The following is a 20076-nucleotide window of genomic DNA, read 5'->3' as shown; positions in this document are numbered from 1 at the left end:
TGACAGATCGGCTCGCGCGGGCATACCGCCCCGGCGGCATTCCACGCCCCTGCGCTTGCGACTGAGTGATAGATCAACGTTTCGATGGTGAACGGCTGGTACACCCACGCGGGCACCTCGTGTGCCCCGGCGGACGCCTCTCGAGGCCATGCCCCGTACCTCCGGCCGTCAGCACAGAGAGGGGCCCGGTTTACGTGCCACATTTGGAAGAGCAAGAACTGTCATGGACCAGCCTGGACCAGAAGGCCGTGGATACCATCCGGGTCCTGGCCGCGGACGCGGTGGAGAAGGTCGGTAACGGCCACCCGGGCACGGCCATGAGCCTGGCCCCGGCCGCGTACCTGCTCTTCCAGAAGCTGATGCGGCACGACCCGTCGGATCCGCAGTGGCTGGGCCGGGACCGGTTCATCCTCTCCCCCGGGCACACCTCCCTCACGCTGTACATCCAGCTCTTCCTCTCCGGTTACGGCCTGGAGCTGAAGGACCTTGAGGCGCTGCGCACCTGGGGTTCGCTGACGCCGGGCCACCCGGAGTACAAGCACACCAAGGGCGTGGAGATCACCACCGGCCCGCTGGGCCAGGGCCTGGCCTCCGCCGTCGGGTTCGCGTACTCCCAGCGCCGCATGCGCGGCCTGTTCGACGCCGAGGCTCCCGCGGGCGAGAGCCCCTTCGACCACACCGTCTGGGTCATCGCCTCCGACGGCGACCTCCAGGAGGGCGTGACCTCCGAGGCGTCCTCGCTGGCCGGACACCAGGAACTGGGCAACCTCGTAGTGATCTACGACGAGAACCACATCTCCATCGAGGACGACACGGACGTGGCGTTCACCGAGAATGTCCTGGCCCGCTACGAGGCGTACGGCTGGCACACCCAGCGCGTCGACTGGACCCGCACCGGTGAGTACAAGGAGGACGTGGCCGAACTCCACGCCGCCCTCCTCGCGGCCAAGGCCGAGACGAACAAGCCCTCCATCATCTCGTTGCGCACCATCATCGGCTGGCCCGCACCGAAGAAGCAGAACACCGGCAAGATCCACGGCTCCGCCCTCGGCGCCGACGAGGTCGCCGGCCTGAAGCAGGTCCTGGGCTTTGACCCGGAGAAGTCCTTCCAGGTCGACGAGGAGGTCCTGGCCCACACCCGCGCCGTGGCCGACCGCGGCGCCGCGGAGCGCAAGACCTGGCAGGAAGGCTTCGACGCCTGGCAGGCCGCCTACCCGGAGTCCGCCGCCCTGCTGCAGCGCGTCGAGTCCCAAACCCTGCCCGAAGACTTCGACGCCGCCCTGCCGGTGTTCGAGGCCGGCAAGGACGTCTCCACCCGTGCCGCGTCCGGCAAGGTGCTGAACGCGATCGGCCCGGTCATGCCCGAACTCTGGGGCGGCTCCGCCGACCTCGCCGAGTCGAACAACACCACGATCGAGGGTTCGCCCTCCTTCATCCCCGCGTCCCGGCAGACCGAGGCGTGGAAGGGCAACCCCTACGGCCGCGTCCTGCACTTCGGCATCCGCGAACACGCCGCCGCGTCGATCGTGAACGGCATCACCCTCGCCGGGCCCACCCGGGCGTTCTCCGGCACGTTCCTGATCTTCTCCGACTACCAGCGCCCCGCGATCCGGCTCGGTGCCCTGATGGGCGTGCCGTCCCTGTATGTCTGGACGCACGACTCGATCGGCCTCGGCGAGGACGGCCCCACCCACCAGCCGGTGGAGCAGCTGGCGTCCCTGCGCGCCATCCCGGGCCTGGACGTCGTCCGCCCCGGCGACGCCAACGAGGTCTCAGCGGCGTGGCAGGCGATGCTGACCAACCACGCCAACCCGGCCGGCATCGTGCTGACCCGGCAGAACATCCCCACCTGGGACCGTGGCACCGGTGAGGCCGAGGGCGACACCTTCGCCTCCACCGCCGGGGTCGCCAAGGGCGGCTACGTCCTGGCCGAAGCGTCCAAGGACGGCGCCACCGCCGAGGCGAAGGTCATCCTGATCGGCACCGGCTCCGAGGTCCAGCTGGCCGTCGCGGCCCGCGAGGCGCTGCAGGCCGAGGGCATCCCCACCCGCGTGGTCTCGATGCCCTGCGTCGAGTGGTTCGAACGCCAGGACGCCTCCTACCGCGAAGCCGTGCTGCCCGCCGCCGTCAAGGCCCGCGTCTCCGTCGAGGCCGGCCTGGCCCTGACCTGGCGGAACTACGTCGGCGACGCCGGCCGGTCCGTCAGCCTGGAGCACTTCGGTGCCTCGGCCGACTACAAGCGCCTCTTCCAGGAGTTCGGGATCACCGCCGAAGCCGTCACCGCCGCCGCCAAGGAATCCCTGGCCGGCCTCACGGCCTAACACTCTTCATCCCCTGGGCCGCCGCCCACCGGCGGCGGCCCCAGATTTTTCAGGAGTAACCCATGAACACCACCCCCACGCAGCAACTCTCCGACGCCGGCGTCTCCATCTGGCTGGACGACCTCTCCCGCGGCCGCCTCACCACGGGCACCCTGCGCAAGCTCATCGAAGAGAAGAACGTCGTTGGCGTCACCACCAACCCCAGCATCTTCCAGGCCGCCATCACCTCCGGCCACGACTACGACGAAATCATCAAGGAGAAGGCCGCCGCCGGCGCGAACGTCGAGGACACGATCTTCTCGATCACCACCTCCGACGTCGCCGACGCCTGCGATCTCTTCGCCCCCGTCGCCGCGGCCACCCACGGCGTCGACGGCCGCGTCTCGATCGAGGTGGACCCGCGCCTGGCCTGGGACACCCAGGGCACCATCACCGAGGCCAAGGAACTCTACGAGCGGGTCAACAAGGACAACGTCCTGATCAAGATCCCTGCCACCCTCGAGGGCCTCGAGGCCATCACCGCCACGCTCGCGGCCGGCATCAGCGTCAACGTCACCCTGATCTTCTCCCTCGAACGCTACCGCGCCGTGATCAACGCCTTCCAGAGCGGCCTCGAGCAGGCCAAGGAGAACGGCCACGACCTCTCGAAGATCCACTCCGTGGCGTCCTTCTTCGTCTCCCGCGTCGACTCCGAGATCGACAAGCGACTCGACGCGATCGGCACGGACGAGGCCAAGGCACTCAAGGGCAAGGCCGGCCTGGCCAACGCCCGCCTGGCCTACCAGGTCTACCAGGAACTGTTCTCCACCGAACGCTGGGAACTCCTCGCCGACGCCGGGGCCCGCCCGCAGCGTCCACTCTGGGCCTCCACCGGTGTGAAGGACCCCGCCTACCCGGACACCCTGTACGTCACCGAACTGGTGGCCCCCGGCGTCGTGAACACCATGCCGGAGAAGACCCTGGACGCGACCTTCGACCACGCCGCCGTCACCGGCGACACCGTCACCCGCGGCTACGACGACGCCAACGCCACCCTCAACGCCCTCGATGAGCTGGGGATCTCCTACAACGAGGTCGTCGCCCAGCTCGAGTCCGAGGGCCTGGAGAAGTTTGTGGCAAGCTGGAAGGAACTGCTGGCCGACGTCGAGGGCGCCCTCGCCGCTGCACGGAAGGACGCCTAGTCCCCATGACCACTCTCAGCTACGACGCCGCGGGAGCAGCCCGCTCGGCCCACGAACAGCACCTGCCCGCCCTGCTGGAGGACCGGGTCGCCACCCGGATCTTCGCCAAGGACCCCACGCTCTGGGGCGCCGACGCCGAGTCCGAGGCCTCGGTCCGGCTCGGCTGGGTGGAGGCCGCCACGGTCTCCCAGCCGCTGGTCCAGGACATCCTGGCCCTTCGTGACGAGCTCCACGCCGACGGGGTGACGCGCATCGTCCTCTGCGGCATGGGCGGTTCCTCGCTGGCCCCCGAGGTCATCGCGGGCACCGCCGGCGTCGAGCTGACGGTCCTGGACAGCACCGACCCCGAACAGGTCTCCGCCGCCCTGGCGGACCGCCTGGCCGAGACCGCGATCGTGGTCTCCTCCAAGTCCGGTTCCACGCTGGAGACCGACTCGCAGCGCCGGGTGTTCGAGCACGCCTTCACCGAGGCCGGCCTGGACGCCAAGAGCCGCATCATCATCGTCACGGATCCGGGCTCGCCGCTGGACAAGTCCGCCCGCGAGGCCGGCTACCGTGCCGTGTTCAACGCCGACCCCAACGTCGGCGGCCGCTACTCGGCGCTGACGGCCTTCGGCCTGGTCCCCTCGGGCCTGGCCGGCGTCGACATCCAGGCGTTCCTGGACGAGGCCGAGGAGACCGCGGAGATCCTCAACGAGGACAGCGAGGACAACATCGGCCTGGCCCTCGGCGCCGCCCTGGGCGGCACCAGCCCGCTGCGGAACAAGATCGTCATCGCCGAGGACGGCTCCGGGATCAAGGGTTTCGCCGACTGGGCCGAGCAGCTGATCGCTGAATCCACCGGCAAGCTGGGCACCGGCGTGCTGCCCGTCGTCGCCGGCCCCCAAGCCCCGGAGGTCACCTCCGGCGCCGCGGACGTGCTCGTCGTCCGGCTCGTGGCGGCCGACGCCGACGTCGAACTCTCCGGCGACCAGGCCGCCATCGCCGGCGGCCTCGCCGCCCAGATGATGACCTGGGAATTCGCCACCGCCGTCGCCGGACGGCTGCTGGGCATCAACCCGTTCGACCAGCCCGACGTGGAGGCCGCCAAGGTGGCCGCCCGCGGCCTGCTGGACGCCCAGCCCAAGCCCACGCCCGCCAACTTCACCGATGGCGCCATCGAGGTCCGCGGCGGCGACTGGCTGGGCGGGGCCGGGACGGCCGCCGAGGCCGTCACCGCGCTGCTCGGCCAGCTCGGTTCGGACGGCTACCTCAGCGTCCAGGCCTACTTCGACCGGCTCAGCTACGCCCCGCTGGAGGGCGTCCGCGACGAACTCGCCGCCGCCACCGGCCGGCCGGTGACCTTCGGCTGGGGCCCGCGCTTCCTTCACTCCACCGGACAGTTCCACAAGGGCGGACCCGCGATCGGCGTGTTCCTGCAGGTCACCGCGGCCTCCGCGACGGACCTGGCCATCCCGGACCGGCCGTTCAGCTTCGGCGAACTCATCTCCGCCCAGGCCGCAGGCGACGCGCAGGTACTCTCCGAGCACGGCCGTCCCGTCCTGCGGCTGCACCTGACCGACCGGGCCGCCGGCGTCGCCCAGCTGCAGCAGCTGGTCCGCTCGCTGCCCGGCGCGGCAGGCACCGGCCACTCCCCCTCGTCCCCCGAAAGCTAAGGCACCAGACCAACCATGCCATCCACGCACAACGGCGGTCAGAAGGCCGCGGGCCGGGGGCGCAATCCGCTCCGCGACCCGCGGGACCGCCGACTTAACCGCATCGCCGGCCCCTCATCCCTGGTGCTCTTCGGCGTCACCGGTGACCTGGCCCGCAAGAAACTCATGCCGGCCGTGTACGACCTGGCCAACCGCGGACTTCTGCCGCCCAGCTTCGCCCTGGTGGGCTTCGCGCGGCGGCAGTGGGAGGACGAGGACTTCGCCGCCGAGGTGAAGGAGTCGGTCAAGAGCTATGCCCGCACCCCGTTCGACGAGACCGTCTGGGAGCAGCTGTCCGAGGGCATCCGCTTCGTCCAGGGCGAATTCGACGACGACGAGGCGTTCGAACGGCTGAGCGAGACGATCAACGAGCTCGATGAACGGCGCGGCACCCAGGGCAACCACGCCTTCTACCTCTCGATCCCGCCGAAGGCCTTCGAGCTGGTCTGCCGCCAGCTGTCCAAGCACGGCCTGGCCCAGGCCGAGGGCGACAAGTGGCGCCGCGTGGTGATCGAGAAGCCGTTCGGCCACGACCTGGAGTCCGCCCGGCAGCTCAACGACATCGTCGAGTCCGTTTTCCCGCCGGACGCCGTGTTCCGCATCGACCACTACCTCGGCAAGGAAACGGTCCAGAACATTCTGGCGCTGCGCTTCGCCAACCAGCTGTTCGAGCCGCTCTGGAACGCAAACTACGTCGACCACGTGCAGATCACCATGGCCGAGGACATCGGCACCGGCGGCCGCGCGGGCTACTACGACGGCGTGGGCGCGGCCCGCGACGTCATCCAGAACCACCTGCTGCAGCTGCTGGCGCTGACGGCCATGGAGGAACCCATCTCCTTCAACGCCGACGACCTGCGCGCGGAGAAGGAAAAGGTCCTCGCCGCCGTCCGGCTGCCCGAGGACCTGTCCGCCCACTCGGCGCGCGGCCAGTTCGCCGGCGGCTGGCAGGGTGGCGAGGAGGTGCTCGGCTACCTGGAGGAAGAGGGCATCCCCAAGGACTCCAACACCGAGACCTTCGCCGCCATCCGGGTGGACATCAACACCCGCCGCTGGTCCGGGGTGCCGTTCTACCTGCGCGCCGGCAAGCGCCTGGGCCGCCGGGTGACCGAAATCGCCGTCGTCTTCAAGCGCGCCCCCAACCTGCTGTTCCGCGACCACGGCGAGGACACCTTCGGGCAGAACGCCGTCGTCATCCGCGTCCAGCCGGACGAGGGCGCGACCATCCGCTTCGGGTCCAAGGTTCCCGGCACGCAGATGGAAGTCCGCGACGTGACCATGGACTTCGGCTACGGCCACTCGTTCACCGAGTCCAGCCCGGAGGCCTACGAGCGTCTGATCCTGGACGTGCTCCTGGGCGAGCCGCCGCTATTCCCGCGACACCAGGAGGTGGAGCTCTCCTGGAAGATCCTCGACCCGTTCGAGGAACACTGGGCCGCGAAGAAGGAACAACCGGAGCCCTACGCGCCCGGCAGCTGGGGCCCCGCCTCCGCCGATGAACTGCTTGCCCGCGACGGGCGGACCTGGAGAAGGCCATGATCGTCAATCTTCCCGATACCACCACGTCCAAGATCTCCAAGGAGATCATGTCGCTGCGCGAACGCGGCGGGGTGATCGCCCTGGGCCGAGTGCTGACCCTGGTGGTGGTCACCAAGTCCGGCCTGGAGGAGGAAGCCATCCAGGCGGCCAACGAGGCCAGCCGGGAGCACCCCTGCCGGATCATCGTCCTCGCCGACGCCGGGGCCTCCGCCCCCACCCGGCTGGACGCCCAGATCCGGGTTGGCGGCGACGCCGGTGCCTCCGAGGTGATCGTGCTGCGCGGCTACGGCGAACTGGCCGAGGAGAGCGAGTCCCTGGTGGCCGCGCTCCTGCTGCCGGACGCTCCGATCGTGGCCTGGTGGCCGCACGGTGCCCCGCGCAACGCCTGCGAGACCTCCATCGGACGGATCGCGCACCGCCGCATCACGGACTCGGCCAACGAGCCGGACCCGTACGCGGCGCTCGAGAACATCCGCAGCACCTACAAGGCCGGCGACACGGACCTGGCCTGGACCCGCCTGACCAACTGGCGGATCCAGCTGGCCGCCGTGCTGGACCAGGTGGATGCCTCCCCGGTGACCGCCGTCGCCGTCGAGGGCGCCTCCGACTCCCCCAGCACGCTGCTGCTCGCGGCCTGGCTCACGCTGGCACTCGACGCACCCGTGACGATCGTCGCCGACCCGGCAGGCACCGGCATCCGCCGGGTGCGGCTCTGCCGCACCGGCGGGGACGTGCAGTTGTTCCGGCCGGGCCTGGACGTGGCCGAGCTGAGCCAGCCGGGCCAGCCTGTGCAGCGGATCTCGTTGCCGCGGCGCAGCCTCAAGGACTGCCTGGCCGAGGAACTCCGGCGCCTGGACCCGGACGAGGTCTTCGGCGAAGTGATTACCATTGGACTGCCGCGTACCAACCTAAGGAGTGTCCGTCCCAGTGAGCGTTGAGCCCAGAGTTAGCATCCACCCCGACTCCAAGGTCCTGATGGCGGCGATCGCCGCCCGGCTGATCACCAAGCTGGTGGACATCCAGGACAAGCACGGCCAGGCCACGGTGGTCCTGACCGGCGGCACCATGGGCATCGGATCGCTCAAGGCCGTGGCCGAATCCCCCGCGGTCCGCGCGGTGGACTGGTCCAAGGTCAACTTCTGGTGGGGCGACGAGCGCTTCGTCGGCCGCGACGACGCCGACCGGAACGCCCGCCAGGCCCAGGAGGCCCTGCTCGCGCACATCGACGTCGACCCCGCCCGGGTGCACGTCCCTGGCTCCTCGGACGAATTCGACACCCCGGAGGAGGCGGCCGCGGACTACGCGCGCCGGCTGGCCGAGGCCGCCGCCGCGGAACACGCGGCGGACACGTCCGATGACCGTCCGGAGGAGCCGGGCACGCTCCCGCGGCTGGACATCGTTCTCCTCGGCGTCGGCCCCGACGCCCACGTGGCCTCGCTGTTCCCCGAGCAGGCGGGCATCCGGGAAAAGCAGCTGACGGTGGTGGGGGTCCGCAACTCCCCCAAGCCGCCGCCGCTGCGCGTCTCGCTGACGATGCCGACGATCAATACCGCGGACGAGGTGTGGATGGTGGTGGCCGGTGACGACAAGGCCGGTGCAGTGGGCCTGGCCCTGGCCGGCGCCAACCCCGTCCAGGTCCCGGCGGCCGGGCCGCGCGGCCGCCTGGAGACGCTCTGGCTGATCGACGAGGAAGCGGCCTCACGCGTCCCGGAGCAGCTGGTCCGCAAGAGCGCGTCGGGCGCGTAGTTTTTCCAGCGCTCCGGCCAGGACGTCTTCGGCGTCCTGGCTGGAGCGCCGCTCTTTAACGTATTCGAGGTGGGTCTTGTAGCTGTCCCCCGGCTCGTCCTCGAGGGCGAAGCGGGCCTCGTCCCGCGTGGCCGGGCAACCGCAGCGGCGGCAGTCCCACACTCCCGGGATCTGGTCCTCGGGGAGCCGGGCGAAGACGACGGATGTCTCGTGTCCCTTGGCGCAGCGGAAGCACACGCTGACCCGGGGCGGGGTGGCGCCGCCGTCGAACGGCTCGTGGCGGGCGGACGCGCCGGCCACCGCGCCGACGCGGATACCCCTGAAACCTGTCGCAGAATGCAGCATCGGGAACTCCTGGCTACTGTCATGGTCCGTTGGCGGTTGCCAGCGACAGTGTAAGCAGGAAGTTCCCGATGCGGTCAGGGCCGGAGGGCCCGTATGAAATTGTCTGCACCGGCCCCGTGAGGGGCCCGCGGTCAGCGCTAGGAGTCGGCGCCGGTGCTGAAGCGCATCAGCAGGCCGAGGGCGATGATGACCACGCCCCAGGTGACGCCGAGGACGATCGTGAAACGGTTCAGGTTCCGCTCGGCCACGCCGGAGGAGCTGAGCCCGGAGCTCATGCCGCCGCCGAACATGTCGGACAGACCGCCGCCGCGACCCTTGTGCAGCAGGATGAGCAGGGTCAGCAGGAGGCTGGTGATACCCAGCAGCACCTGCAGGATGACATGAAGAACGTCCACGACGGCCTTTCGAAAGAGGGGATTGCGGGAACCGGTGCCTGCGGCGGACTACTCCGCCGTGAGGTGGCTCTCGAACCTGACAATATTAGCAAACTCGGCCGCGTCCAGGCTGGCGCCGCCTACCAGCAGCCCGTCCACGTCGCGTTCCTTCAGGATAGCGGCAGCGTTGTTGGCCTTCACGGAACCGCCGTAGAGCAGGCGCGTCTTCGCGGCCACGGAACCGTCGAAGAGCTTTTCGAGCTCGGCGCGGATCGCGGCGCACATTTCCTGCGCGTCCTCCGGTCCGGCGACCTCGCCGGTGCCGATGGCCCAGACGGGCTCGTAGGCCACGACCAGTTCGGCGGCCTGCTCGGCGGTGAGGCCCTCGACGCCGGCGCGGAGCTGGGCGAGGGTGTGCTCGACGTGGGTTCCGGCCTGGCGGACCTCGAGGCCTTCGCCCACGCACAGCACCGGGGTGAGGCCGTGGCTGAAGGCGGCCTTGGTCTTGGCGTTGAGGACCTCGTCGGTCTCCTGGTGGATGGTGCGGCGTTCGCTGTGGCCGACGAGGACGTAGCTGCAGCCCAGCTTGGCGAGGAAGGCACCGGAGATGTCGCCGGTGTAGGCGCCGGAGTCGAACTGGCTCAGGTCCTGGCCGCCATAGGCCACCTGCAGGTCGTCGCCCTGGACCAGGGTCTGGACGCCGCGGAGGTCGGTGAACGGCGGGAAGACGGCCACCTCCACGCGGTTGTAGTCGTGCTTGGCGTCCGAGAGCGTCCAGGCGAGCTTCTGCAGCAGGGTGATGCCCTGGACATGGTCCATGTTCATCTTCCAGTTGCCCGCGATGAAGGGCTTCCGGTCGAACTTGCCGTTGGTTGACGTGGTCACGAGGTCTCCAAAAGTCGTTGCGGTGAAAAAGGGGCCGGCCGGGCACCCGTGGGCGCCCGGCCGGCCGGAAGGGTCTAGCGGTCCAGCACGCTCAGGCCGGGGAGGTCCTTGCCTTCGAGGTACTCGAGGCTGGCGCCGCCGCCGGTGGAGATGTGCCCGAACTGGTCGTCGGCGAAGCCGAGGGTCCGGACCGCAGCGGCGGAGTCGCCGCCGCCCACCACGGTGAAGGCACCGGTCTTCGTCAGCGCCTCGGCGACGGCACGGGTGCCGCCGGCGAAGGCCGGGAATTCGAAGACGCCCATGGGGCCGTTCCAGAACACGGTCTTCGCCTCGGCGATCTTCGCGGCAAAGGCTGCCGCGGAGTCGGGGCCGATGTCCAGGCCGATGCCGGAGGTGCCGAAGCGGCTCTCCTCGATCGCGTCCGCCTGCACGGTCTCGTGCTCGGCGTCGGCGGCGAACTTGGCGGCCACGACGACGTCGGTGGGGATGACGAAGGTGGTGCCGGCGTCGGCCGCGCGCTTCAGGTAGTCCTGGACGACGGGGATCTGGTCCTCTTCGAGCAGGCTGCCGGCGACCTTGTGGCCCGCCGCCGCGAGGAAGGTGAACAGCATGCCGCCACCCACCAGGATGGTGTCGGCCTTGCCGATGAGGTTCTCGATCACGGCGAGCTTGTCCGAGACCTTGGAACCGCCGAGCACCACCACGTAGGGCCGCTGGGTGTCCGTGGTGAGCTTCCGCAGCACCTCGACCTCGGTCCGGACCAGGTCGCCCTGGTAGGACGGCAGGCGGGTGGCGACGTCGTAGACGCTGGCGTGCTTGCGGTGCACGGCGCCGAAGGCGTCGTCCACGAAGGCGCCGTTGCCGCCGGTGAGGGCGACCAGCTCGTCCGCGAAGGCGCCGCGTTCGGCGTCGTCCTTGGAGGTCTCCCGCGCGTCAAAACGCACGTTCTCGAGCACCAGAGCCGCACCGTCAGACAGCGCGGCGGCGGCCGCCGTGGCGGACTCCCCCACGGTGTCGTCGGCGAGGGTGACCGGGAAGGAGGCGAGCTCGGCCAGGCGCGCGACGGCGGGCTTGAGCGAGTACTTCTCCTCCGGGGCGCCCTTGGGGCGGCCCAGGTGCGCCGTGACCAGCACGCGCGCACCGGCGTCGGTGAGCTTCGTGAGGACCGGCAGGGAGGCCTTGATCCGGCCGTCATCAGTCACTGTAGAGCCGTCGAGCGGCACGTTCAGGTCACTTCGGACCAGAACGTACCGCCCGCGGACACCTTCAGCGATCAGTTCGTCGAGGGTGTGGAATGTCATGGCTCTTACCCTAGCCCAGCTTGGATGCGACGAGCTCCGTGAGGTCGACGAGGCGGTTGGAGTAGCCCCATTCGTTGTCGTACCAGGACACAACCTTGACCTGGTTGCCGATGACCTTGGTCAGGCCGGAGTCGAAGATCGACGAGGCCGGGTCACCGACGATGTCGGAGGAGACGATCGGCTCGTCGGTGTAGGTCAGCAGGCCCTTGAGTTCCGGGGTCTCGGAGGCGGCCTTGAGGGCGGCGTTGACTTCCTCGACGGTGGTCTCGCGGGAGACGGTGACGGTCAGGTCGGTGGCGGAGCCGGTGGGGACGGGAACGCGAATGGCGTAGCCGTCCAGCTTGCCCTTGAGCTCCGGGAGGACCAGGCCGATGGCCTTGGCGGCACCGGTGGAGGTGGGGACCATGTTGATGGCTGCGGCGCGGGCGCGGCGGAGGTCCTTGTGCGGGCCGTCCTGCAGGTTCTGGTCGGCGGTGTAGGCGTGCACGGTGGTCATCAGGCCACGCTCGATGCCGAACGCGTCGTTGACGACCTTGGCCAGCGGGCCGAGGCAGTTGGTGGTGCAGGAGGCGTTCGAGATGATGTGGTGCGCATCGTTGTCGTACAGGCCGTCGTTGACGCCCATGACGATGGTGATGTCCTCGTCCGAGGCGGGTGCGGAAATCAGGACCTTCTTGGCGCCGGCGTCGATGTGCTTCTTGGCATCGGCGGCCTTGGTGAAGAAACCGGTGGATTCGATCACGATGTCCACGCCGAGCTCGCCCCAGGGCAGGTTCGCGGGATCGCGCTCGGCCAGGACCTTGATGGTCTTGCCGTCGACGACGATGTTGCCGTCCTTGACCTCGATCGACTCGGCCAGGCGGCCGCCGACGGAGTCGTACTTGAAGAGGTGGGCCAGGGCTTCCGGGCTGGTGAGATCGTTGACGGCAACGATCTCAAGGTCGGCGCCCTGTGCGAGGGCGGCGCGGAAGTAGTTGCGGCCAATGCGGCCGAAGCCGTTGATACCAATACGTGTCGTCACGTTTTCAGTCTCCTTGGTGCTCTCTCAAGCACGATTAGTTGAGTAGGCGTTCAAGCCAACTAACAGATCCCGCACGCCATTGGGCAGAGATGATTACCAGATCGGAGGGCGACCAGCCACGTTGCTGAAGGCTAACCGCCTTCCGTGATCCATCTTACGTTTAAGGTGGCCCGCCCCTGCAACAAAAGGGGCGGGCCGTCCGTGATTCGGCCCCTTGCGCAACAAAATGTGAGGTTTGTTACACGCGGGTTTCCGCCGGAGGTCCGGCTAGAGGGTGATGAGGCCGGTCGCGTTGCTGCGGGCGGCGTCGAAACGCTTGGCGACGTCGGCCCAGTTCACGATGTTCCAGAACGCCTTGACGTAGTCGGCCTTGACGTTGACGTAGTCCAGGTAGAAGGCGTGCTCCCACATGTCCAGCATCAGCAGCGGGGTGGTGCCGAGAGCCACGTTGCCCTGCTGATCGTAGAGCTGCTCGATGACCAGGTTGCCGCCGATCGGCTCGTAGGCCAGGAAGCCCCAGCCGGAGCCCTGCAGGCCCAGCGCCGCGGCGCTGAACTGGGCGCGGAAGGCGTCGAAGGAACCGAACGCGTCATCGATCGCCGCGGCCAGCTCGCCCTCGGGCTTGTCGCCGCCGTCCGGGGAGAGGTTCTTCCAGAAGACGGAGTGGTTGATGTGGCCGCCGGTGTGGAACGCGAGGTCCTTGGAGAGGCGGTTGATGTTGGCGAAGTCGCCCTTTTCACGGGCCTCGGCCAGCTGTGCCAGCGCGTTGTTGGCGCCGGCGACGTAGGTGGCGTGGTGCTTGCTGTGGTGCAGCTCCATGATCTTCGCGGAGATGTGGGGCTCCAGCGCGGCGTAGTCATAGTCGAGCTCTGGCAGTACGTACTCGGTCACAAAATCCTCCAATGTCGTGGACCCGACGGTCCGGTTTTGCTAACTCTCGGATTGTGCCTCCGGATGCTTGGACATCCGGAAGATTGTGGGTGGACCCGATGGGCATAGCCTCCGCTGCCGGCGAGGTATTCCCGTGCCCTGGATCCGATTCTGTCGCTGATCCCCGGGTGCCGCTACTCGTCCAGCATCTCGGGGGTCACGTTGGCCTCGGTGCCGGGGACGCCGAGGTCCTGGGCGCGCTTGTCCGCCATGGCCAGGAGGCGGCGGATGCGGCCCGCGATTGCGTCCTTGGTCATCACCGGGTCGGCCAGGCGGCCCAGCTCGTCCAGGCTGGCCTGCTTGTGCGCCACGCGGAGTTCGCCGGCGTACTTCAGGTGGTCCGGGACGTCGTCGCCGAGGATTTCCAGGGCACGGTCCACGCGGGCACCGGCGGCGACGGCGGCCTGGGCGGAGCGGCGCAGGTTGGCGTCGTCGAAGTTGGCCAGGCGGTTGGCGGTGGCGCGGACTTCCTTGCGCATCCGGCGCTCCTCCCAGACCATGAGCGCGTCGTGCGCGCCCATCCGGGTCAGCAGCGCGGCGATGGTGTCGCCGTCGCGGATCACCACGCGGTCCACTCCCCGGACCTCGCGGGCCTTGGCCTGGATGCCGAGCCGGCGGGCGGCGCCGACCAGGGCCAGCGCCGATTCGGGGCCGGGACAGGTGACCTCGAGCGCGGAGGACCGGCCCGGTTCGGTCAGCGAGCCGTGGGCCAGGAACGCGCCGCGCCAGACGGCCTCCGCGTCGGCGGCCGAGCCGTTGACGACGACGGAAGGAAGGCCGCGGACGGGCCGGCCGCGGGCGTCCAGCAGGCCGGTCTGGCGGGCCAGCGCCTCGCCGTCGCGCACCACGCGGACCACGTAGCGGCTGCCGCGGCGCAGGCCGCCGCCGGAGACGACGATGATCTCGCTCTGGTGGCCGTACACCTCGGCGATCGCGGCACGGAGCCGGCGGGCGGTGGACGCCAGGTCCACCTCCGCCTCGATCACGATCCGGCCGGAGATGATGTGCAGGCCGCCCGCGAAGCGCAGCATGGCGGAGACCTCGGCCTTGCGGACCGAGGATTTCTTGATGTCCAGCCGGGAAAGTTCTTCCTTGACCGATGCTGTCAGTGCCATGGCACCTTCCTACCTGTTTCCAAAAATGTCGTGGTACGCCGTCGCCAGGCGCAGCGGATCATGCACGGGCCGGCGGCTCGACGCCCTAACCTTACCCAAGACCACCTCGGCCCCGAGCATCGCGGCGGCCCGTTCGAAGTCGGCGACGTCCGGCACGGAGGCGGGGTCGGCGAGGACGACGTCGACGGTGAAGTCGGGAGCGTAGTCCCGGAGCACCCGGAGGTGGTCCGCGGCGGACATGCCGGCGGTTTCCTTGGTGTTGGTTGCCAGGTTCATGGTCAGGCAGCGCCGAGCCTCGGTGTTGCAGAGCGCGCTGCGCATCTCCGGCAGCAGCAGGTGCGGCAGCACGGACGTGTACCAGGACCCGGGTCCGAGGACCACCCAGTCCGCGAGTTCGATCGCGGTGAGCGCCTCGACGCAGGCGGGGGCCGCCTCCGGCAGCAGCTTCACGGCCTCGAGGGTGCCGGCGACGGCGCAGCGGGCCTGGCCGCGGATGGTTTCCAGGACGGGGGTGCCGTCCGGTCCGGGGACCCGGGCCTGGCCCTCGATGGTCAGCGGGGTGGTGGACATCGGCAGCACCTGGCCGCGGGCGCCGAGCAGGGCGCCGGCCCACTGCAGCCCGGCCACCGTGTCGCCGAGAAGTTCCCAGAGGGTCACGATCAGCAGGTTGCCCATCGCGTGTTCGTCCAGCGAGCCGCCCGTTCCGCGGCCGGGCTTGAAGCGGTGCTGCATGACGTCGCGCCAGGTCCGGCCCCAGTCGGTGTCATCGCACAGGGCGGAGAGGGCCATCCGCAGGTCGCCGGGGGGCAGCACGCCGTACTCCTCGCGCAGCCGTCCGGAGGAGCCGCCGTCGTCCGCGACCGTGACGATCGCGGTGAGTTCGGAGGTCAGCAGGCGCAGCGCGGAGAGCGAGGCGGCCAGTCCGTGGCCGCCGCCGAGCGCGACGACGGAGGGGCCCTTGTCCTGCTGGCCGGCGGAGGCGGCGCTGGCGGCCGGGACCAGGGGCAGGGGGCCGGTGCGGAGCGCCATTATTCGCGGCCCAGATCCCGGTGGGTCGTGGTGACCGTCACCCGGGGGTACTGGGCCAGCCGGCGGGAGAGTTCGACGGCTACGGCGACGGAGCGGTGTTTGCCGCCGGTGCAGCCGACGGCGATCGTGGCGTAGTGCTTGTTTTCGCGCCGGTAGCCGTCCAGGACCGGTTCCAGGGCCAGCACGTAGCGTTCCACGAAGTTGCTGACGCCCTCGGCCTCCAGCACGTAGTCGCTGACGTCCTTGTCCAGCCCGGTGTGCGGGCGCAGCTGCGGGACCCAGTGCGGGTTGGGGATGAAGCGGGCGTCGGCGACGAAGTTCGCGTCCACCGGCAGCCCGTATTTGAAGCCGAAGCTCATGACGTTCAGGCGCAGCGCCACGGGTCCGGTCTCGCTGAAGAGTTCGGTGATGGCGGTGGCGAGGCCGTGGACGTTCAGCGGGGAGGTATCCAGGACGATGTCGGAGGACTCTCGCAGCTCGCGGAGCAGTTCCCGTTCGGCGGAGATGCCGTCGAGGATCCGGCCGCCGCCCTGCAGCGGGTGCGGCCTGCGGCCCTGCTCGAAGCGGCGGACCAGGACGTCATCGCTGGCGTCGAGAAACAGCACCCGGAAGGTCACGCCGCTGGCCTCGAGGTTGCGCAGCGCGGCGCGGATATCCGCGAACAGGTCCTTGCTGCGCACGTCCACCACGACGGCGAGCTTGGAGATGGAGCCCGGGGCGTGCGAGACCAGCTCCGCGAGGGTGCCGAGCATCTGCGGCGGGAGGTTTTCCACCACGTACCAGCCGTGGTCCTCGAGCGCGTCGGAGGCGGTGCTGCGCCCGGCGCCGGACATGCCGGTGACCACCAGCAGCTCCCCCTCGACGGGTTTCACCGGGGTCAGGTCGTCCTCTGCTCCGGTTCCCGCAGGTGACTCTGTCATCGGTCGTGCCCCATCTCTGCTGTCTGCTCTGCCGTCGGCACGGCGCGCGGGGCAAGTGCTGCCGGCCGCGCGTCGTGCATCAGCCTCTAACCCTAGCCAAGTTTGCCGGCCCGGGCTAAGTTTCCAGGATTTCTCCCGTGGTCATGTTGATCGCGGGCGCGGCGGGCTCGTCGCCGCCGTCGCCGGCGTCGAAATGCTTCACGATCGCGGCGGCCAGCGCGGGACCGATGCCCTTGGCCGCGGTGAGCTCCTCGACGCTGGCGGCCTTGATGCTCTTGACCGAGCCGAACTGGTTCAGCAGGGCCTTGCGTTTGGATTCGCCGAGGCCGGGCACGCCGTCGAGCACGGAGACGGTCATGGCCTTGCCGCGCTTTTGCCGGTGGAAGGTGATGGCGAAGCGGTGGGCCTCGTCGCGGATCCGCTGCAACAGGTAGAGCCCGGCGGAGGCGCGGGGCAGGATGACCGGGAAGTCGCTGTCCGGCAGCCACACCTCCTCGAGCCGCTTGGCCAGGCCGACGACGTAGACGTCCTGGATGCCGAGGTCGGCGAGGGCCTTGGCTGCGGCGTTGACTTGGGGCTTGCCGCCGTCGACGACGACGAGGTTGGGCGGGTAGGCGAACTTCGCCTTGGGCGCCGGCGTCGTGGTGTCGGTAACCGGGCCGGAGCCGGGCGCGGCGGACGGGGCGGACGGGGCCCCGGCGGGGGCGACGGCGGCGGCCTGGGCGGCTGCCAGCGGGCCGGAGCCCGGCTCCGAGCCGGGGGTGACGGCCTGCTCCTGCAGGTAGTTGCGGAAGCGGCGGGTCAGGACGTCGTGCATGGCCGCGGTGTCGTCGTTGGCGGCGGGCCCGGTGACGGAGAACTTGCGGTAGTCCGACTTCTTCGGCAGGCCGTCCTCGACCACCACCATGGAACCGACCACGTTGGTGCCCTGGACGTGCGAGATGTCGAAACACTCGATCCGCAGCAGCGCCACCGGCAGGTCCAGCGCCTCCTGCAGTTCGTTCAGCGCCTGGGACCGCATGGTCAGGTCGCCGGCGCGGCGGGACTTGTGCAGCTTGAGGGCGTGTTCGGCGTTGTCCCGGACGGTGGAGAGCAGCGTGGCTTTGTCCCCGCGCTGCGGGACCCGGATGTCCACCCGGGCGCCGCGCAGGCCGCTCAGCCACTGGGCCAGCTCCTCGGCGTTGCTGGGTTCGGCGGGGACCAGGACCTCGCGCGGGAGCCGGCCCTGGACCTCGCCCTCCGCGCCGTAGACCTGCTGCAGGAGGTGTTCGACGAGGTCCGGGGTGGTGGAGTCCTCGACCTTTTCCACTACCCAGCCGCGCTGGCCGCGGATCCGGCCGCCGCGGACGTGGAAGACCTGGACCGCCGCCTCCAGTTCGTCCTCGTAGAGGGCGAAGACGTCGGCGTCGGTGTCCTCGGCGAGGACGACGGCGTTGCGTTCGAAGACCTTTTTCAGGGCGACGATGTCGTCGCGCACCCGGGCGGCCAGCTCGTAGTCGAGTTCGGCCACGGCGGCGGCCATGTCCCTTTCCAGCCGGGAGACGAAGCGCTTGGCTTCGCCGCCCATGAAGGCGCAGAAGTCCTCGGCCAGGGCCCGGTGGTCCTCCGGGGAGATGCGGCCGACGCAGGGCGCGGAGCACTTGTCGATATAGCCGAGCAGGCAGGGCCGACCGCTGGCCTCGGCGCGTTTGAATACCCCGGGGCTGCAGCTGCGGACCGGGAAGACGCGCAGCAGCGTGTCCATGGTGTCGCGGATGGCGCCGGCCGTGTAGGGGCCGAAGTAGCGGGTGCCCTTGCGCCGGTCGCCGCGCATCACCTGCACGCGCGGGTACTTTTCCGACATGGTGACCGCGAGGTATGGGTAGCTCTTGTCGTCGCGGAACATCACATTGAACCGCGGCTTGAATTCCTTGATCCAGGTGTATTCGAGCTGCAGGGATTCCAGCTCGCTGCCGACGACCGTCCACTCCACGCTGCTGGCGGTGTGCACCATGGCGTGGGTCTTGGGCAGCAGTCCCGCGGGATTGGCGAAGTACGAGTTCAGCCGGGAGCGGAGGTTCTTGGCCTTGCCGACGTAGATGACCCGGCCGTGCGGGTCCCGGAAACGGTAGACGCCCGGATTGGTGGGGATTTCCCCGGTCTTGGGGCGGTAACTCGCTGGATGTGCCACTAGTTCATTCTACTGAGCGGCACGCCCCGCCCCCGCATCGGGGCACGCCGCACGCGCCGCCCTCCCGTATCGGGGTTGGCGCTACTCGACGGTTTTGCTCTGGTTGTAGGTGGTGGCGCGTTCCTGGCCGCTCAGCTCGGCGATGGCGTCCATGATCTTGTCGGTGACCTGGCGCCGGGCAGGGAGCGAGTGGTCCGGGCCGGTTTTCTCGAAGTAAAGCGGCTCCCCCACCTTCATGGTGAAGTGCTGCGGGCGGACCTTGTTGCTATCCGCCGGCTGCAGGTTCTCGGTGCCGATCAGGCCCACCGGGATGACCGGGGCCCCGGTGGTCAGGGCGAGCCAGCCGACGCCGGTGCGGCCGCGGTAGAGGATGCCGTCGCGGGAGCGGGTGCCCTCGGGGTAGATGCCGATGCCCTTGCCGGCTTCGAGGATGTCGAGGAGCGTCTTGAGTGCCTGCACGCTGGCGGCCTGCTCGCCGCGCTCCACCGGGATGGAACCGACGGCCTCGAAGAAGCCCTTCATCAGGCGGCCCTTGACGCCGCTGGTGGTGAAGTATTCGGCCTTGGCGAAGAACGCCACCGGCCGCGGCATGAGGGCCTGGACGATCACACTGTCCAGGAAGGACAGATGGTTCGGCGCCACGATAAACGGTCCCGTGGTGGGGACGTTCTCGAGTCCGATGACCGTGGGGCGGCAGGTCGAGCTGACCAGCCCCCGCGTGGTCCAGCGGATCGCGTCAAACATTGCCATCGGTGTGCACCTCGTTCAGGGCCTGCAGGGCACCGGTCCGGACGGCGTCCAGCCGGGTAATCGTGTCGGTTAGGTCGGAGGTGCTGTACACGACCGCCACCGCGCCCGCCCCGGCGAGTTCGCCGTCGAGCGCAAAACCCCACCCTACCCCGATGCACTCCAGACCGTTGGCAGCCGCTCCGGCGACGTCCTGGGCCCGGTCCCCCACCATGACGGCGTGCCCGGTGCCGAGGTCGGCCAGGGCGGCGGCGACGATCCCGGCCTTCCCGGCCGGTCCGTGCGCGGAGGCGGACTCGTCCGCGGCGGAGCCCCGGACGGTGTGGAACAAACCGGTCAGGCCGTGGTGGTCCAGGACGATCCGGGCCAGGTGCTCGGGTTTTTGGGTGGCGACGGCGGCGGGCCGGCCGTCGGCGGCGAAGGACTCCAGCAGTTCGCGGATCCCGTCGTAGACCCGGCTCCGGGCGATGCCCTCGGCGAGGTAGTGCGCCCGGTAGAGCCGGATGACGTCCTCGAGCCGGTCGGCGGGGACGCCGGCGATCTCCAGCAGGGAGTGGCTGAGCTTGGGCCCGACCATCGCGTCCAGGTCGGCCGGGGCCGGAACGGGCATCCCGAGCTGCCGCAGGGCGGCGGCGATGCCTCCGGTGATGCCGCCGGCCGGGTCCACCAGGGTGCCGTCCAGGTCGAAGATCACGGGCACGGGGGTAGGCATCACGGGCCCTAGTTTCTCACGAGGGGCCGGAAGGCCGAAATTCGTC

At 69.7% G+C, this 20076-nt stretch carries 18 protein-coding genes; 6 read left to right on the top strand and 12 right to left on the bottom strand.

All coding sequences use genetic code 11. From position 1 onward, the window contains the following. Positions 1–203 precede the first annotated feature (203 nt). The 6 genes from tkt (at position 204) to pgl (ending at position 8481) form a co-directional block, all read left to right on the top strand. On the top strand, positions 204–2321 hold the full coding sequence (gene tkt / locus ACFVY3_RS07480; RefSeq protein ID WP_400159277.1) for a transketolase: 2118 nt from the start codon (positions 204–206) through the stop codon (positions 2319–2321). Between the two features lie 62 nt (positions 2322–2383). Then, a complete protein-coding gene (tal, locus tag ACFVY3_RS07475) occupies positions 2384–3502 on the top strand; it encodes a transaldolase (protein WP_290257913.1) in 1119 nt (372 codons plus the stop codon). Positions 3503–3507: 5 nt separating this feature from the next. Next, positions 3508–5157, top strand: coding sequence for a glucose-6-phosphate isomerase (locus tag ACFVY3_RS07470; RefSeq protein WP_400159276.1), 1650 nt, complete (start codon positions 3508–3510; stop codon positions 5155–5157). A gap of 15 nt (positions 5158–5172) precedes the next feature. Further along, entirely contained in the window at positions 5173–6735 is a 1563-nt protein-coding gene (gene zwf, locus ACFVY3_RS07465; RefSeq protein ID WP_290257915.1) for a glucose-6-phosphate dehydrogenase, read from the top strand. Beyond that, on the top strand, positions 6732–7673 hold the full coding sequence (locus ACFVY3_RS07460) for a glucose-6-phosphate dehydrogenase assembly protein OpcA (RefSeq protein ID WP_290257916.1): 942 nt from the start codon (positions 6732–6734) through the stop codon (positions 7671–7673). Before zwf ends, ACFVY3_RS07460 begins: the two co-directional genes overlap by 4 nt. Further along, positions 7663–8481, top strand: a complete 819-nt coding sequence (pgl, locus tag ACFVY3_RS07455) for a 6-phosphogluconolactonase (protein ID WP_377970595.1) — start codon at positions 7663–7665, stop codon at positions 8479–8481. The genes ACFVY3_RS07460 and pgl overlap by 11 nt, the downstream gene beginning before the upstream one ends. Here the strand turns inward: pgl and ACFVY3_RS07450 are convergent. The 12 genes from ACFVY3_RS07450 to ACFVY3_RS07395 all read right to left on the bottom strand — a co-directional run bounded on the left by ACFVY3_RS07450 (position 8434) and on the right by ACFVY3_RS07395 (position 20030). Next, complete coding sequence (locus ACFVY3_RS07450) at positions 8434–8826, bottom strand: RNA polymerase-binding protein RbpA (RefSeq protein WP_290257918.1); 393 nt, start codon at positions 8824–8826, stop codon at positions 8434–8436. The genes pgl and ACFVY3_RS07450 overlap by 48 nt on opposite strands. 137 nt (positions 8827–8963) lie before the next feature. Continuing rightward, positions 8964–9221, bottom strand: coding sequence for a preprotein translocase subunit SecG (gene secG, locus ACFVY3_RS07445; protein WP_290257919.1), 258 nt, complete (start codon positions 9219–9221; stop codon positions 8964–8966). A 48-nt stretch (positions 9222–9269) separates the two neighbouring features. Then, positions 9270–10085, bottom strand: coding sequence for a triose-phosphate isomerase (gene tpiA, locus ACFVY3_RS07440; protein ID WP_290257920.1), 816 nt, complete (start codon positions 10083–10085; stop codon positions 9270–9272). A gap of 74 nt (positions 10086–10159) precedes the next feature. Further along, positions 10160–11386: a phosphoglycerate kinase gene (locus ACFVY3_RS07435; RefSeq protein WP_364137434.1), complete on the bottom strand. Its 1227-nt coding sequence runs from the start codon at positions 11384–11386 to the stop codon at positions 10160–10162. A gap of 10 nt (positions 11387–11396) precedes the next feature. Further along, positions 11397–12407, bottom strand: coding sequence for a type I glyceraldehyde-3-phosphate dehydrogenase (gene gap / locus ACFVY3_RS07430; RefSeq protein WP_290257922.1), 1011 nt, complete (start codon positions 12405–12407; stop codon positions 11397–11399). Positions 12408–12674: 267 nt separating this feature from the next. Beyond that, a complete protein-coding gene (locus ACFVY3_RS07425; RefSeq protein WP_364137436.1) occupies positions 12675–13298 on the bottom strand; it encodes a superoxide dismutase in 624 nt (207 codons plus the stop codon). A 173-nt stretch (positions 13299–13471) separates the two neighbouring features. Further along, positions 13472–14452, bottom strand: a complete 981-nt coding sequence (gene whiA, locus ACFVY3_RS07420; RefSeq protein ID WP_290257924.1) for a DNA-binding protein WhiA — start codon at positions 14450–14452, stop codon at positions 13472–13474. Between the two features lie 9 nt (positions 14453–14461). Continuing rightward, positions 14462–15481 carry a uridine diphosphate-N-acetylglucosamine-binding protein YvcK gene (gene yvcK / locus ACFVY3_RS07415; protein ID WP_400159275.1) on the bottom strand — a complete coding sequence of 340 codons (1020 nt, stop codon included), beginning with the start codon at positions 15479–15481 and terminating at the stop codon, positions 14462–14464. Continuing rightward, positions 15481–16401, bottom strand: coding sequence for an RNase adapter RapZ (rapZ, locus tag ACFVY3_RS07410; protein WP_290257926.1), 921 nt, complete (start codon positions 16399–16401; stop codon positions 15481–15483). The genes yvcK and rapZ overlap by 1 nt, the downstream gene beginning before the upstream one ends. A 115-nt stretch (positions 16402–16516) precedes the next feature. Next, positions 16517–18571, bottom strand: coding sequence for an excinuclease ABC subunit UvrC (gene uvrC / locus ACFVY3_RS07405; RefSeq protein WP_400159274.1), 2055 nt, complete (start codon positions 18569–18571; stop codon positions 16517–16519). A gap of 81 nt (positions 18572–18652) precedes the next feature. Continuing rightward, positions 18653–19321, bottom strand: a complete 669-nt coding sequence (locus ACFVY3_RS07400) for a 1-acyl-sn-glycerol-3-phosphate acyltransferase (protein ID WP_290257928.1) — start codon at positions 19319–19321, stop codon at positions 18653–18655. Next, positions 19308–20030, bottom strand: coding sequence for an HAD hydrolase-like protein (locus tag ACFVY3_RS07395; RefSeq protein ID WP_400159273.1), 723 nt, complete (start codon positions 20028–20030; stop codon positions 19308–19310). The genes ACFVY3_RS07400 and ACFVY3_RS07395 overlap by 14 nt, the downstream gene beginning before the upstream one ends. Positions 20031–20076 lie beyond the last annotated feature (46 nt).

It is taken from the genome of Arthrobacter sp. BPSS-3 (assembly GCF_044628475.1).
In the GTDB taxonomy this organism is placed as follows: domain Bacteria; phylum Actinomycetota; class Actinomycetes; order Actinomycetales; family Micrococcaceae; genus Arthrobacter.
The sequence above is the reverse complement of the archived record's forward strand: the minus strand, read 5'-3'. Positions and strand labels throughout refer to the sequence as shown.